13 protein-coding genes and 1 riboswitch are annotated in these 14584 nt (G+C 48.8%); of the genes, 12 read left to right on the top strand and 1 reads right to left on the bottom strand.

Going from position 1 to position 14584, the window contains the following annotated elements:
* Nucleotides 1–20: 20 nt before the first annotated feature.
* From ACTTK6_RS00065 to ACTTK6_RS00040, 6 genes are all read left to right on the top strand, one after another.
* Entirely contained in the window at nucleotides 21–362 is a 342-nt protein-coding gene (locus ACTTK6_RS00065) for a general stress protein (RefSeq protein WP_158219013.1), read from the top strand.
* A 456-nt stretch (nucleotides 363–818) separates the two neighbouring features.
* Nucleotides 819–1967: an NAD-dependent epimerase/dehydratase family protein gene (locus ACTTK6_RS00060; RefSeq protein ID WP_079474972.1), complete on the top strand. Its 1149-nt coding sequence runs from the start codon at nucleotides 819–821 to the stop codon at nucleotides 1965–1967.
* A 19-nt stretch (nucleotides 1968–1986) separates the two neighbouring features.
* The gene (locus tag ACTTK6_RS00055; RefSeq protein ID WP_462832276.1) at nucleotides 1987–3147 is read left to right on the top strand and encodes a glycosyltransferase family 4 protein; all 1161 of its coding nucleotides are present in this window, start codon (nucleotides 1987–1989) and stop codon (nucleotides 3145–3147) included.
* A 31-nt stretch (nucleotides 3148–3178) separates the two neighbouring features.
* Nucleotides 3179–3661, top strand: coding sequence for a GtrA family protein (locus tag ACTTK6_RS00050; RefSeq protein ID WP_079474974.1), 483 nt, complete (start codon nucleotides 3179–3181; stop codon nucleotides 3659–3661).
* 93 nt (nucleotides 3662–3754) lie between these two features.
* Nucleotides 3755–4204, top strand: a complete 450-nt coding sequence (locus ACTTK6_RS00045; RefSeq protein WP_079474975.1) for a hypothetical protein — start codon at nucleotides 3755–3757, stop codon at nucleotides 4202–4204.
* 21 nt (nucleotides 4205–4225) lie between these two features.
* Entirely contained in the window at nucleotides 4226–5365 is a 1140-nt protein-coding gene (locus ACTTK6_RS00040; protein ID WP_079474976.1) for a glycerate kinase, read from the top strand.
* Between the two features lie 47 nt (nucleotides 5366–5412).
* Here the strand turns inward: ACTTK6_RS00040 and cls are convergent, their stop codons facing one another.
* The gene (gene cls / locus ACTTK6_RS00035) at nucleotides 5413–6870 is read right to left on the bottom strand and encodes a cardiolipin synthase (protein ID WP_094907517.1); all 1458 of its coding nucleotides are present in this window, start codon (nucleotides 6868–6870) and stop codon (nucleotides 5413–5415) included.
* A gap of 244 nt (nucleotides 6871–7114) precedes the next feature.
* On the opposite strand from cls, the gene coaW reads away from it, so the two are divergent.
* The 6 genes from coaW (at nucleotide 7115) to thiE (ending at nucleotide 14478) form a co-directional block, all read left to right on the top strand.
* Complete coding sequence (coaW, locus tag ACTTK6_RS00030; protein WP_094907516.1) at nucleotides 7115–7975, top strand: type II pantothenate kinase; 861 nt, start codon at nucleotides 7115–7117, stop codon at nucleotides 7973–7975.
* 5 nt (nucleotides 7976–7980) lie between these two features.
* Nucleotides 7981–8439 carry a MarR family winged helix-turn-helix transcriptional regulator gene (locus tag ACTTK6_RS00025; RefSeq protein ID WP_179124039.1) on the top strand — a complete coding sequence of 153 codons (459 nt, stop codon included), beginning with the start codon at nucleotides 7981–7983 and terminating at the stop codon, nucleotides 8437–8439.
* A 131-nt stretch (nucleotides 8440–8570) separates the two neighbouring features.
* Nucleotides 8571–11945: an efflux RND transporter permease subunit gene (locus tag ACTTK6_RS00020; RefSeq protein ID WP_094907515.1), complete on the top strand. Its 3375-nt coding sequence runs from the start codon at nucleotides 8571–8573 to the stop codon at nucleotides 11943–11945.
* Nucleotides 11946–11986: 41 nt separating this feature from the next.
* A riboswitch (TPP riboswitch) is annotated at nucleotides 11987–12086 on the top strand.
* A gap of 96 nt (nucleotides 12087–12182) precedes the next feature.
* Nucleotides 12183–12995, top strand: a complete 813-nt coding sequence (gene thiD / locus ACTTK6_RS00015; protein ID WP_094907514.1) for a bifunctional hydroxymethylpyrimidine kinase/phosphomethylpyrimidine kinase — start codon at nucleotides 12183–12185, stop codon at nucleotides 12993–12995.
* A gap of 16 nt (nucleotides 12996–13011) precedes the next feature.
* Nucleotides 13012–13815 carry a hydroxyethylthiazole kinase gene (gene thiM / locus ACTTK6_RS00010; protein WP_079474982.1) on the top strand — a complete coding sequence of 268 codons (804 nt, stop codon included), beginning with the start codon at nucleotides 13012–13014 and terminating at the stop codon, nucleotides 13813–13815.
* Between the two features lie 9 nt (nucleotides 13816–13824).
* Nucleotides 13825–14478 carry a thiamine phosphate synthase gene (thiE, locus tag ACTTK6_RS00005; protein WP_261763909.1) on the top strand — a complete coding sequence of 218 codons (654 nt, stop codon included), beginning with the start codon at nucleotides 13825–13827 and terminating at the stop codon, nucleotides 14476–14478.
* Nucleotides 14479–14584 lie beyond the last annotated feature (106 nt).

Here is a 14584-nt window from a genome sequence, read left to right as displayed (position 1 = left end):
CTTGCAAGGAGGGGGAACTATTGCCTACCGCTCGTATTTTTTCGACTGTAGAAGAAGCACAGAAGGCTGTAGATAAATTGAAAATGCAGGGTGTTCAAAGAGAACAGATTTATGCTTTAGCTCTTGAAGCGGAAAAGGCGACTGCGAAAGAACTAAAAGTAAGTGATACAGAAGCAGACGCTACAAGTCCGGTGGAATTCGTAAAACAGTTTTTCCGCCACGGGGCCTCCGATATTTATGAACGCTTAACAAAGCTGGGCTATAGCGATAAAGAAGCGCGTGACCTGAGCGAACAGCTGGAGGAACATAATATACTAATTGCAGTGGCTGAAGATCCGGAAAAATTCTCTTTTGAAAAGTGAATCTTTTCCGGATTTTGTTCAGTCTCAGGCGTTCGGAGGAGGGGCGGTTCGATTAACATCTATTCTCCGCTTTTCTCTGTCCAGCTCCGGAAGCCAGCGGCGGGGTGTCCCTTCAGATCTTTGGTAAAGAGAAAAGGCCTCTTTATCCAAAGCTCTTCCAGGGCCCGCGCCGCTGAACAGGCTTCCTCCGCTTTTCGATAAAATTTTATGTAATTTTTATGAATTATGGCTGTGACAGCTGCAATGATTAGTTAGTATGATAGAATAACGGTGGTATATAGACTAATAGTTGCGTTAATATAAGGAGAGTGGTATTGTTTCGATGGGAATTCTACTCGGATGTACATATACAACGGCAACTTGCACTCTACGAGGTAGAAATTACCTTTTAGATACCCATAGAATTACGCTTGTTTGAACTATTAGATTGTATTAAATGATGTGGAGGTAACTGACGTGAAAATTATTGTTGCAGGTGGAGATGGATTTTGTGGTTGGCCGACCGCGCTTTACTTATCAAAGCAGGGTCATGACGTATCAATTATCGACAGCATGGTGCGCAGAAAAATTGATGAGGAGCTTCATTCCAACTCGATCACCCCGATCGCGAGCCTTGAAGACCGGGTGGCAAAGTGGAAAGAGCTGACAGGAAAAGAAATACGTACATACGAAGGAGACCTTCAGCATTACGATTTCCTTCAGCAGGTTATGGAGCAGGAAAAGCCGGAGGCCTTCGTGCACTTTGCTGAACAGCGCTCCGCTCCTTATTCGATGATTGACCGGGAGCATGCGGTTTATACGCAGGTGAATAACGTAGTAGGAAATTTAAACGTGCTTTATGCTATTAAAGAAATGGCACCGGACTGTCACCTGATAAAGCTTGGTACAATGGGAGAGTATGGCACTCCTAATATTCCAATTGAAGAAGGCTATCTGGAAGTGGAGCATAAAGGCCGCAAAGACCGCCTTCCGTTTCCGAAACAGCCGGGGTCCTTTTACCACCTATCAAAAGTGCATGACAGCCATAACATTATGTTTGCCTGCCGTGTGTGGGGCATCCGTGCTACGGATTTAAACCAGGGCATTGTTTACGGCCTGGATACGAATGAAACCAACATGGATCCGGTGCTCACCAACCGCCTGGACTATGACGGCGTTTTTGGAACAGCGCTGAATCGCTTTATCATTCAGTCTGCGATTGGCCGGAATTTAACAGTCTACGGAAAGGGTGGGCAGACTCGTGGCTTCCTGAACCTCGAAGATACCGTCCGCTGTGTGGAAATTGCAGCAGAAAAGCCGGCTGAGCCGGGAGAATTCCGTGTGTTCAACCAGTTTACCGAAGACTTCTCCGTGCTTGAACTTGCAGAAAGAGTGAAAAAGGTGGCTGAAGAAGAAGGCTACCAGGTAGATGTTGACCACCTGGAGAACCCTCGCGTAGAACTTGAAGAGCATTTTCTTGAAGCAGTAAACACCAATCTTTTAGACTTAGGGTTGGAACCTCACTTTTTAACAGACGACGTTATCCGTCACATCTTAAAAGCGGTGATCGAACATAAAGAGCGGGTGATCGAAGGAAACGTGCTGCCGAGTGTGAGCTGGAAATAAAAACGGGGAGTTGTCTTCTATGAAGATAATGATCATCACCGAGACTTTTCTGCCTTCTACAGACGGAATCGTTACACGATTGACAGCCTGCATACGCTGGCTGCATCGTGATGGTCATGAAGTACAGATTGTAGCCCCGGATCTGGGTGTGTATGAATTTGATGGAGCAGAAGTGAAAGGGGTGCCGGCGCGCGCCCTCCCTTTTTATCGTTCAAAGAAGTTCGCTCTCCCAAACCGGGTAGTAAAAAAATATATACAGGAGTTCGGACCTGACGTTATACACGTCGTGAACCCGGCGGTGGTGGGGTATTCGGGCATTAACTACGCGAAAAAGCTTGGGGTGCCGCTGGTGGCCTCTTATCATACAAATCTGACCCAGTACATGTCCTACTATAATCTGGGCATGCTGAAATGGCTGATGTGGTGGTATGTCCGGCGTCTCCACAACAAGGCGGACATAAATTTGTGTACGTCACAAACTGTGCAGACAGAACTTCAGGAAAAAAGGTTTGAACGTATGCATTTATGGAAACGTGGAGTAGATACCGAACAATTTCATCCCAGACATCACAGCAGAAAAATGCGGGAGCGGCTTTCCGGTGGAAAAACGGACAGAACACTGCTTCTGTATGTGGGCCGGCTGGCGGCTGAAAAAGAAATTGAAAAAATCCGGGATGTCCTTGAGGAATCAGATCATTTCTGTCTGGCTATTGTGGGGGACGGCCCTCATCGTGAAGAGCTGGAAAAGCATTTCGAAGGCACAGACACCGTATTTACAGGATTTATGCATGGGGACGAGCTGGCTTCTACGTTCGCTTCCTCTGACGTATTTGTGTTTCCTTCTACAACGGAGACGCTGGGTCTGGTGATTATGGAAGCGATGGCCTCCGGCCTGCCTCTGGTTGCTGCAGAAAGCGGGCCGACAAAGGAACAGCTTACATCAGAACGTAACGGCCTTTTATACGATCCGCATATGAAAGACGACTTCAAAAACACTGTTTGCCGTTTTGAGGATGAAACCCTCCGTAAACGTCTGGCCGACCAGGCCTTTACAGATGTCGCATCATTTGGGTGGGAAGCGGCAGCAGAGCAAATCAGGGATTTGTATAAAGAAGCAGCCGGCGTAAAGGATTCTAAAACGCTGGAAAATCGTGAAACAGTTTCAGAAGAACGCCGGTAAGGGGAGATTTCATCAGGAACAGAGGGGTTCTATGGGTAAGAATCAAAAGCGGCGTGGTCCTCTTCAAGCGCTTCAGTTTAGTGCGATTGGTGTAACGAATGCTGTAGTTGATATAGGAGCATTGAACCTGCTTCTATTTCTTTTTCCAAGTGAAGAGCGGGTAACTTTGACGCTTTTTAATACGATCGCTTATGCGCTGGCAGTAACAAACAGCTACATTTGGAACGTGTTTATTACGTTTCGGGATTCAGCGAAAGGAAGCACCCGCCAGCGGCTAGTGTTTATTATTCAGGGGCTGATCAGCCTCGGTATTAATAATGCTGTATTTTTAGGGTTTAATGCTTTATTTCAGGCACTCGGAGTGCCCACGTGGATCCGCCAGAACCTGGCTAAGGGGCTGGCAATGCTGGCTTCATTCACGGCTAGTTTCTTTATGATGAAATACTTTGTGTTTAAAGATTTTAACCGACGGTACCCAGGCCGCGAACAATCTTCGCGGAAGGAAAACCAGTAGATGAACATCTCAGTGCCGCTGTGGCGGAGTGGGGTGTTCTTTTATTATTTCACAGGCATACTCATGCTATACTGAAACAAAGGGGGGAGCTAATTGGAACCTATTCACTTATATTTATCGAGGTACCAGGAGCATATAAACTACCTGCGTGAGACAGGCCAGGAGACCCCGTCCTTCCGTGAGCTTCGGGAAAATGAAATTCCCCGGCTGCTCGAAGTGGCGGATTCCTATGTGCAGATGGCGGCTGCAGACGGAGAAAAAGGACAGAAGGCGTACAAGCTATTGGCTTCAGTACAGTTAACCGATGGAACTGGCTGGAACATGAGCGGCGAATTTGTGCCCTCCGAAAACGATTGGTTTCCGGATGAGCAGCCGTTGACTCATCAAACGTCCTATTGCGGCTTTTGCCAAGGGACGCTTGGCTTTTTTAAAAACGAAGACATGAAGCATTTTGACTGTATGCTGCCGCTGCCGGAAAAGAAGTGGCTGTTTGAAAAAATGCTGAAGCAGCATGCTTCTTCTATTTACCCCAGCCAGTCATAAAGCGTTAAGGAGGAGACAGAAATGAAAGTAGTGATTGCGCCAGATTCATTCAAGGAAAGCATGACAGCCATGGAAGCTGCACAGGCAATTGAAAGAGGGTTTCGCCAGGGGATGGGAAACCCCGGAGCCCTTGTTACAGAGTTAATCCCCATGGCAGACGGCGGAGAAGGGACCACGCAGTCGCTTCGGGACGGCCTTGGCGGGGAAGTTCATGCAGTGGATGTGAGCGGGCCAGATGGAAGTGCTGTAAAGGCGGAATTTGTGTACATCCAGAAATCCCGCACCGCGGTTATTGAGATGGCAGAAGCCTCGGGTATCGGTCTGGTAACCAAAAAAAACAGGGAGCCTTTAACGGCCAGTTCTTATGGTACAGGGCAGATGATTTTGAAAGCGCTGTATGAAGGAGCGGAACGTATTATTTTAGGTCTTGGGGGAAGCGCCACCAACGATGGAGGGGCCGGGATGGCTGCTGCGTTAGGCGTTCGTTTTCTGGATCAAAATGGAGAAGACATCGCCCCTGGTGGAGCAGCATTAAAACATCTGCACCGCATTGATGTGAGCGGCATCGACAAAAGAATTCATGAAGTAACCGTGCGTGCTGCCTGTGATGTTACAAATCCGCTGACAGGGCCGGAGGGAGCAAGTGCCGTCTATGGTCCGCAGAAGGGAGCGGAGCCGGAAGATGTTCAGGAGCTTGACGAAGCGCTTCGTATGTTTGGGGAAGTGATTGAACGGGATCTACATAAACCAGTGCTGCAGGAAAAAGGAGCCGGAGCTGCGGGAGGGCTTGGAGCCGGTGCGATAGCTTTTTTAAATGCTGCGCTTGAGCCCGGTATCGATATCGTGCTTGAAGAAAGCCGCTTTTCTGAGCGGAGTGCCGGAGCCTCTCTTGTAATTACCGGCGAAGGAAAAATCGATGCCCAGACGGTATTTGGCAAAACGCCTGTAGGCGTCGCGAAAGCGTCTCCGCCTGGAAGCACGGTGGTCGCTGTCGCAGGCCAGCTTGGCGATGGTTATGAAAAAGTCTATGAAGCTGGTATTGATGCTGCTTTCAGCATGGTGCCCGGCATTGTTTCACTGGACCAGGCAATGGAGGAAAGCATCCTTTATATGGAAAATTGGGCCCGAAGTCTCGGAGGCCTGTGGAAAACAAAAGCATAAGAAAGTCCGCTGCTTCTTTTTAGCGAGGCAGCGGACTTTTGCATTGTTTATAAAATTGGGGATAAGAGGTGGGACACTGCTTCTTTGATACGGATCCAGAGGGAGCGCTGCCGGTACGCCTCGAGAGTGAGCTCGGAGGAGTGTGTATCCATATCGTACAAAAAGGTATCGGTCAACTGCTTCGTCGTTTGCGCATGATAGATGAAAGCATTCACTTCAAAATTCAGCCGGAAGCTGCGCACATCGATATTGGCCGTACCAACCGAGCTGATTTCGTCGTCCACCATGATGGTCTTGGCGTGGATAAAACCATTGTTGTAAATATACACTCGTGCGCCGGCGCGGAGAACGATCCCGATGTGGGAATAGGTGGCCCAATACACAAAGGGATGGTCAGGCATGCTCGGAATCATAATACGCACATCGACTCCGGATAAAGAAGCAATCCGTATAGCATCCATCAGGCTCTCGTCTGGAATAAAATAAGGAGTCTGGATGTATACCGAGTGCTTGGCAGAGTTAATCATTTTGATATAGCCGTTTTTAATCTGCTCCCATTCCGAATCGGGTCCGCTGGATACAATCTGCATGCTGCACTCCCCAGGCTCTGCGAGGGTTGGAAAATACCGCTCTTCGTAATGGACTGGATTTCTGGAATTGGCCTGGTTCCAGTCCAGAATGAACCTGGTCTGTGCCGTTTTGACAGATTGCCCTTCCAGGCGCAAGTGAGTATCCCGCCAGTAGCCGAATTTTTTACTGAGCCCCAGGTATTCATCGCCGATATTGAAGCCGCCGACATAGGAGGTTTTCCCGTCAATCACTACAATTTTCCGGTGGTTGCGGTAGTTGAGGCGTAAATTAATGATTGGCAGGCGCTTCGGAAAGAAAACAGCTACTTCCCCGCCGGCTGCTTCAAGCCCCGAGAGCTCTTTTTTCCGCATCTTTCTCGAGCCCATGTCGTCATAAAGAAGCCTGACGACCACCCCCTCTTCTGCCTTTTTTCTCAAAGCTTCAATAACACGGCGTCCCAGATGGTCACTTCGAAGAATGTAGTACTGCAGGTGGATATGATCCCGGGCCTTCTCAATATCCTTAATGAGGTTATCGAACTTCTCGTGGCCGTCAGTATACACCCGGACATCGTTTTCCTTCGTAAGTACAGAGCCGTCGTTTGCGAGCTGCATATAAATAAGGTCCCGGTGCTTTGAGGAAACGGAATCCGAAAATTGGAACGTTCCGTTGCGCAGGGTATGCATCTGCTCCTGAATCAGTTCTTCAATTCCGATCTTTTCAATGTCCGCCCAGTCAAACAGCCTTTTTCTGGTCAGGTTCTGCCCAAAGATTAAATAGAGCACAAACCCTAAAAAAGGGATGAAAAACAAAACCATAATCCAGGCCCAAATGGCGGTGGCATTCCGTTTTTCGATAAAGATAATAACGAAGGCGAAAAATAAATTAAAAATCGATAGTATTGCTAAAAAAATGGATATGATTTCGAACCCCATCTGCTTTCTCCATTCTTCCTCTATATAAAAAAGGAGGACCTTGTTAAATTTATGGATAGCTGCGTATTAGGCAGTACTACAATTTTAACAAAATTAGCGGCGCTGCGAAGCAGGAAACTGAGAATTTTGAGAAAAACAGGAAAGAGCGGTATGCTGCATCGTTTTCAATTCGCATAGAAGTAGGATAAAATACGAAGAGACGACAGAAGATATAACTATTTGAGTGCGGGACAGGGGGAGAAGAATGAAAAATGAAGTAGTTGGTATTGATGCAGGAGGTACGCTGATTAAAATTGCGTACCGTGTGAACGATGAGTGGGAACTGCAGAAAATCCCCTTGGCCGATATGGGGAAAGTGCGGACGTGGATTGAAGAACGGGTCGACAATCCGGTCATTCATATAACGGGAGGAAAAGCGGAAACGCTGCGAAAGTCTCTGCCCTGGCCTACGGAGCCTATCAGTGAGTTTGAAGCTACCTGTAAAGGAGTGTCTTATCTGCGGAAGCGGTTCAATGAAAATGACCGTCACGAGGACACATATATTATCACAAACGTCGGGACGGGCACATCGATACATTTTGCCGGGCCGGAAGAATACGAACGTGTTGGTGGAAGTGGAATGGGAGGAGGCACACTTATCGGCCTCTCCTACCTTCTCACTGGTATTGATGCGTATGAAGACATACTGCGGCTTGGAAAAGAAGGAGACGGCCGCTCACTGAATGTGAAGGTGAAGGATATTTACACTGATGAAGAGCCGCCGATTTCCGGCGACCTTACGGCAAGCAATTTCGGAAATATTATGAACATGAGAAATAATAAATACGAAGATAAAGATTATATCGCCGCTGTCGTTCGTATGATTGGCGAGACGATTACGACGATGAGTGTGCAGATGGCTGACCGGCTGAACACTGATTCTATAGTGTATATTGGCTCCACCTTTGATAAACATGACCATTTAAAAGAAATTATCGGCGGCTATACGGAACTTCGCGGAAAAGCACCATGCTTTCTTCCGTACGGAGAATTCAGTGGAGCGGTAGGTGCCTACATGCATGAACAGCCGCAGGCTGCCTCAGAGAAAGCTGAAAGAAAAGGATGAATAAAATGAGCGAAATGGAAGCATGCACACACAGGGAGCTGTTTGAACAGGCAGTAAATACGCTTGAGAACATCAGCACACTGCTGCAGCCCGAGGTTCCGATGCTCGGAGAGCTGCATTTAACTACCCGCCAGGAGGCACTATTTTTTATGAATCTGCGGCACGAAGGCCTGACGCTGACAGAGATGGCCCATCGTCTGCGTATCTCAAAAAGCGCAGTAAGCCAGGCAATGAAACGTCTTGAAGAAGAAGACCTTCTGTACCGCGCTGCCAATAAAGAAAACAAAAGAGAAACCCAGCTCGTTTACGGGGCAAAAGGGCGGAAATTGAAGGAAGAATTGACAAATTTCCAACATTATATTGTGGACCAGTATATTTCGAAAATACCGCTTGAGGAATTAAAGCAGGCAAATCAGGTGATACACCGACTCGAGAAAGAAATTAACAACTCTTATAAGAAATAAAGGTAGCAGGCCGTTCATGCATCTTCATTGACGGAAGTCATCCAGTCGTTTAAGGTTATTCGTGTAGTTAAGTTACTTAACAGTTTAGGCACTGAACCATCGAAATATACATACCAATGGAGGAACGATGCATGAAAATTACCCGCACATCTATCCGGCGGCCGAAACTGACCATTGTCGGCATGATTTTATTTATCATGATGGGTTTCGTATCGCTGACGAATCTGCCCCTGCAGCTATTTCCGGAGATTGAACCGCCGGTCGCAGCTGTAGCGACAAACTATGAGGGAGCCGGACCGGAAGAAATTGAAAGCAGCGTTACGGAACCAATGGAAGAACAGCTCTCTACTATTGAAGGACTGGACCGGATGACCTCGCAGTCAGAGGAAGGCACAAGTCTTGTGCTGCTTGAATTATCTTGGAGCACGTCGGTGGAGGAAGTAGAGCAGGATATCAATAACGCCATGAATAATGCCAACCTGCCGGACGATGCCGGGGACCCTTCCTTTATCGAATTTGATCCCGACGCCCAGGGCATGATCCAAATGGCCGCTTATTCGGAAGGCAGTGGGCTGGCTGAAACGCAGAGCCAGGTAGAGGACATGGTAACCGAGCTTGAGCGGACGGAAGGGGTTGCAAGTGTTGACACAAGCGGCGGATTAAGCGAAGAATTTGAAATTTCGCTCGATCAGGGCTCACTGGAAGACAACAATGTAACCCAGTCTGACGTTGCCAGCGCTTTACAGGCAAATAATATCACGCAGCCAGGGGGCACTATAACCTCTGGAGACCGCACACTAACGACCCGCACCGTCAATGAATTGGGCGGGGTCGAAGATTTAGAGGAAGTGGCCGTCGGGCAGAATGAATCCGGTGATACGGTCACTGTGAGTGATGTAGGGGAAGTTGAACGGACCACTGAAGAGCAGACAGCCTACACCGAGGTGAATCAGGAAGACGGAATTCAGATGACGGTGCTGAAAGAGTCGGATGCCAATACGGCGCAGGTGTCTTCCGATTTTAACGAAACCCTCGACGATTTGCTTGAGGAAGACCAGTACAGCGACCTTGAAACGACGATTATTTACGACGAAGGTGAATACGTCCAGCAGTCCATAAACAGCGTAGCCCTGGCGTTAATTGCCGGTGGCGTGTTTGCCATGGTTGTGCTTTTCTTCTTCTTGAGAAACTTAACTACCCCGCTCATTATCGGTATTGCAATACCGTTTTCGGTAATTGTGACATTTGCATTTCTTTACTTTACCGATGTGAGCCTGAACTTAATGACAATGGGCGGCCTCGCCCTTGGAATTGGGATGCTTGTCGACAATGCGATTGTCGTTATTGAAAATATCTACAGGCATCTGTCAATGAAAAAACTCCCTAAACGGGCTGCTCTCGACGGTACAAAAGAAGTGGCCGGGGCGATTACGGCTTCGACACTGACGACAGTTGCCGTGTTTTTACCGATTGTCTTTATTTCCGGTATTGTTGGTGAGATATTTCAGGCCTTTGCCCTGTCAGTAGCCTTCAGTTTACTTGCGTCCCTTCTTGTAGCTGTAACGGTCGTTCCGATGATTGCAAGCCGGGTGCTGAAGCCCCTGCCGGAAGACCGGGAGCAAAAACGTGAAAAGTCCCGGCCAATGAGATTTCTGGACCGCTCGATCCGCTGGGTGCTTGGCCACCGGGCTGTCGCTCTGATCCTGACAATTCTCCTGCTTATTGGTGGCGCCGGAGGCATTGCCCAGACCGGAGTCAACTTTATTCCGACTACGGACCAGGGCTTTTTCACAATTGATGTTGAAAAAGAGAACGGCACCAATCTGGAGACAACGGGAGAGACAGTAGACGAAATTGAAAGTGTACTTGAAAATCAGGACGAGATCGCAAGCTATATGGCGGTTGTCGGTTCGGGCGGCAGCGGAGTTGCAGCCGGAGGCGGCGGCAGCTCCGGATCCAATGAAGCTTCTATTACAGTTACAATGGAAGACTTGGAAGACCGTGATATATCAACAGAAGAAATGATTGAAGAAATTGAATCCGATGTGGAAAATACGGACGAACAGGCTGACATTTCGCTTTCCTCTTCTGCGGCTATAGGCGGTGGGGAAGCAAATTCTGTAGAGTTTACGCTCTCCAATGAAAATGAAGAGAGGCTGGCTGAGGACGTAGAGGCTGTGCAGTCGGAGCTGGAGAGCGAGAACACCATTCGGAACGTAGAAACGTCGGATGAAGAAACTGCTCCGGAGATTCAGGTGCAGATCAATGAGGACGAAGCCCAGGACAATGGACTGACACCTGCTGAAATAGCTCAGACAGTGAACAGCACAACAAGCGGTGAAGTGGCGACAACGATTCAGACGGATAATGAAGGGCCACTAAACGTCAACGTGCAGTATGCGGAGGATTCCCTGGAAAATCAGGAAGATCTTGAAAACCTGCAGCTTTCTACCCCGCAGGGGGACTATATTAGTTTAAGCGATGTGGCCACGATTGAAGAAGGTCAGGGGCCGGCAGTCATTAACCGGCTCGATCAGGAGCGGAGTACGGAATTTACCGTTACGTATGGCACTGGAACGAGCTTGAATGAAACCTCGACGCTCATTGAAGATACGATTGACGACGTTGATACCGGTGCAGCGACGAGCTTAAATTTCTCCGGCGAACAGGAACTGCTCAATGATAGTATTCAGAGTCTTGTGTTTGCCTTCCTGCTGGCCGTTGTGTTCATTTATCTCGTGATGGCCGGTCAGTTTGAGTCATTTAAATATCCATTTGTGGTAATGTTCAGCGTACCACTGGTTGTCATCGGGGTAATGCTTGGCCTGTTTGCCACTCAGACACCGCTTAGTATTACCGTGTTCATCGGTTTGATTGTGCTTGCAGGTATCGTTGTAAACAACGCTATCGTGCTCGTGGATTATACGAATCAACTCGTGGAACGGGGCATGCCGGTAAGAGAGGCAGTAATTGAATCCGTGAAAAAACGGTCACGCCCAATCTTAATGACGGCCTTTACGACGATTCTTGGTGTGCTTCCGCTTGCCCTTGGATTTGGAGAAGGTTCGGAAATCCAACAGCCGATGGGTATTGCGGTCATCGGTGGTTTGATCAGCAGTACATTCCTTACTCTCTTTATCATTCCGACGATTTATACGCTGTTTACAAAAGAAACTCGAAGTATGAATAAGAAATTCGCCATGCCGGACGGAGGTTATATGTACGGCTGGGAAGTAGAAGAACGGCGTAAGGAACGGGAGAAGAGAGAGCAGGAAGAGCGAGACGCTGAAAAACAACATGCCGAAGAAGAACCACCAAAGGATGAAAATACAGAAGATAGCCGGGAACCGGAGAAAGTAGAAGATAAAAAGCGTGAGGATTTGTCGCGGGATGAAATTCTTCATCTTCTCGAACGTATTGTCGGTAACTCGGATAAACAGGAACGAAGTCGTTCCTCCAATGATCAGGACCACAACAAAAATACCAGCGATGATGAAAAAAATTGACATTAGGACTAGGTATCACGTACGATTAAGAAAAATAGTAAGGAATCCGCTAGGGGCGCTTGCGCTGAGACAAGAACGATTCTTGGTCCCTTTGAACCTGATCTGGGTAGTACCAGCGTAGGGAAGTGGAGCTTCGTTTTATACTACACGTACGTATATGCCAAAGCTCACTCCCTCTTCAAGGGAGTGAGCTTTTTTTGAACCTGGGCAGGATTCCTGTAAAGGAGGATGTAACGTATGCCACAAGTACCGAAAGTATTAACAATTGCCGGCACAGACCCTACCGGCGGGGCTGGCATTCAGGCTGACCTGAAAACATTCCAGGAGTGCGAGGCTTATGGGATGTCTGCTATAACGAGCGTACTTGCACAGAATACGACCGGCGTTCAGCAGGTGGAACACATGAGCCTTGAGCTGCTTCAGGCCCAGCTGGATTCCGTATTTGATGACATCATGCCGGACGCGATCAAAACCGGTATGATTGCAACACCGGCAATGATTCGGACCACGGTGAATATGCTGAAAAAACACGAACTGCCCGTAGTCATCGACCCCGTGATGGTTGCCACAAGCGGAGACTCCCTGGCTGAGGAAGAAACACTCGAAGTGATGAAGCGTGAATTCCTCCCTACGGCGGCGGTCGTTACGCCGAATATGGCGGAAGCAGCAAATCTGACAGATCTTCCGGTGCACACCCTTGAAGACATGGAAGCAGCAGCAAAGAAAATCGTCGATGAGTTAGGGGCCCGGGCAGCACTTGTTAAAGGCGGCCATATGAAAGAAGACGCGGTCGATATTTTGTATGTTGATGGAGATATTCATTATTTTCGCTCCCCCCGGACGGATACGAAGCACACGCACGGGACCGGCTGTACTTTATCAGCCGCGATTGCAGCGAAGCTTGCAAGAGGCAAGTCTATTTATTTAGCCGTGCAGGAAAGCAAAGAATATATTACAAATGCAATTTCGAATCCCCTTGAAATCGGTAAAGGCAACGGCCCCGTTAATCACTGGGGCGCGCGTGTGCCACTCGATCAATTATTAAAATAAAAAGTGAGGGACCGGCATGAAAGCAAAAGAAGTTATACAACTGCTCGAGGAAGTAAGGAAAACGCGCCCGCTGATTCATAATATTACGAACACGGTAGTAACCAATTTCACTGCAAACGGGCTGCTCTCCATGGGAGTCTCCCCGGTAATGGCAAACGCACCGGAAGAAGCAGCAGAAATGGCCAAGGCGGCGAATGCCCTCGTGATCAATATTGGCACACTGAACCGTGAACAGGTGAAGGCAATGCGGATGGCCGGCATAGCGGCAAATGAAAAAGGCATTCCCGTTGTTCTGGACCCAGTAGGAGCAGGAGCTACTGCTTACCGGACAGAAACGGCACTTGCTCTTCTCGAAGAGCTGGATGTGGCACTGATCCGGGCTAATGCGGGAGAAATGGCTGCATTGCTTGGTGAAAGTGGAACTGTCCAGGGTGTGGATGCCTCGGGGGAAGCAGATAATTCGAAGATTGCCAAAGAAGCTTCAAGAAGATTTGAAGCAATAGCAGCCGTTACCGGCGTAGAGGACGCGGTGGCCCATCAGGGAGAGGTATTTATCGTACAGAATGGGCATACGCTGCTCACGAAAGTTACCGGTACCGGCTGCCTTCTCAGCTCCGTCGCAGCTTCATTTTTAACCGTGCAGCATTCTGCTGGAGCGGTGGCAGCAGCGCTTGCCTATTACGGTGCGGCAGCGGAAATCGCAGGCAGTTTAACGACAAGAGAAGGCCCGGGCTCGTTTCAAATTGAATTATTAAACGCTCTTCACGCAACGCAGGAAATGGATCTGCGCCACTATATTCGCGTCAAACAGGAATCGTAGGAGGACGGAATGATGGAGAAGCAGATGCTGAAGCTGTACTTTATTATGGGAAGCAACAATACGGGCGGCCGGGAGCCGGAACAGGTACTGCAGGAAGCTCTTCAGGGCGGCATTACCTGCTTTCAGTTTCGTGAAAAGGGAAAGGGCGCCCTGCCTGAAGAAGAAAAATGGAAGCTCGGTCGAAAATTGAAGGCGAAGTGTGCCGAATTTCATGTGCCATTTATTGTTAACGATGATGTGGACATGGCGATCCGGCTCGAAGCGGACGGGATCCATATCGGACAGGAGGATGATCCGGCTTCCAAAGTCAAGGAACGCTGTCCCTCGCGGATGGTGATCGGAGTATCCGTGCGCACTATTGAAGAAGCGCACCAGGCCGCAGCGGACGGTGCGGATTATCTTGGGGTAGGACCGATGTTTGCGACGGACACTAAAGAAGACGCCAAAGCCCCGGTGGGCCTTGAAGGCATCCGCCGGCTCCGGGCGGAAGGAATTACGCTCCCGATTGTAGGAATCGGCGGCATCGATGTCTCAAATGCTGCTGAGATTGTGGAAGCGGGGGCTGACGGAGTATCACTGATTTCTGCCATCAGCCTGGCAGACGCACCGGAGGAGGCGGCGAGAAATCTGCGGAGCCGATTGGACGGAGTTTCTGGAAGATAAATCAAATAAAGCACCGGCGGGCCTGTCTATGCACTGACCTAGAAATATGAGACAAGATAAAGCACCTAGCCTTCTGCCGTTCGGTATTCCACCGGCGTGTGGAAGG

It is taken from the genome of Marinococcus salis (assembly GCF_054971365.1).
This window is presented reverse-complemented; position numbering and strand designations above follow the sequence as displayed.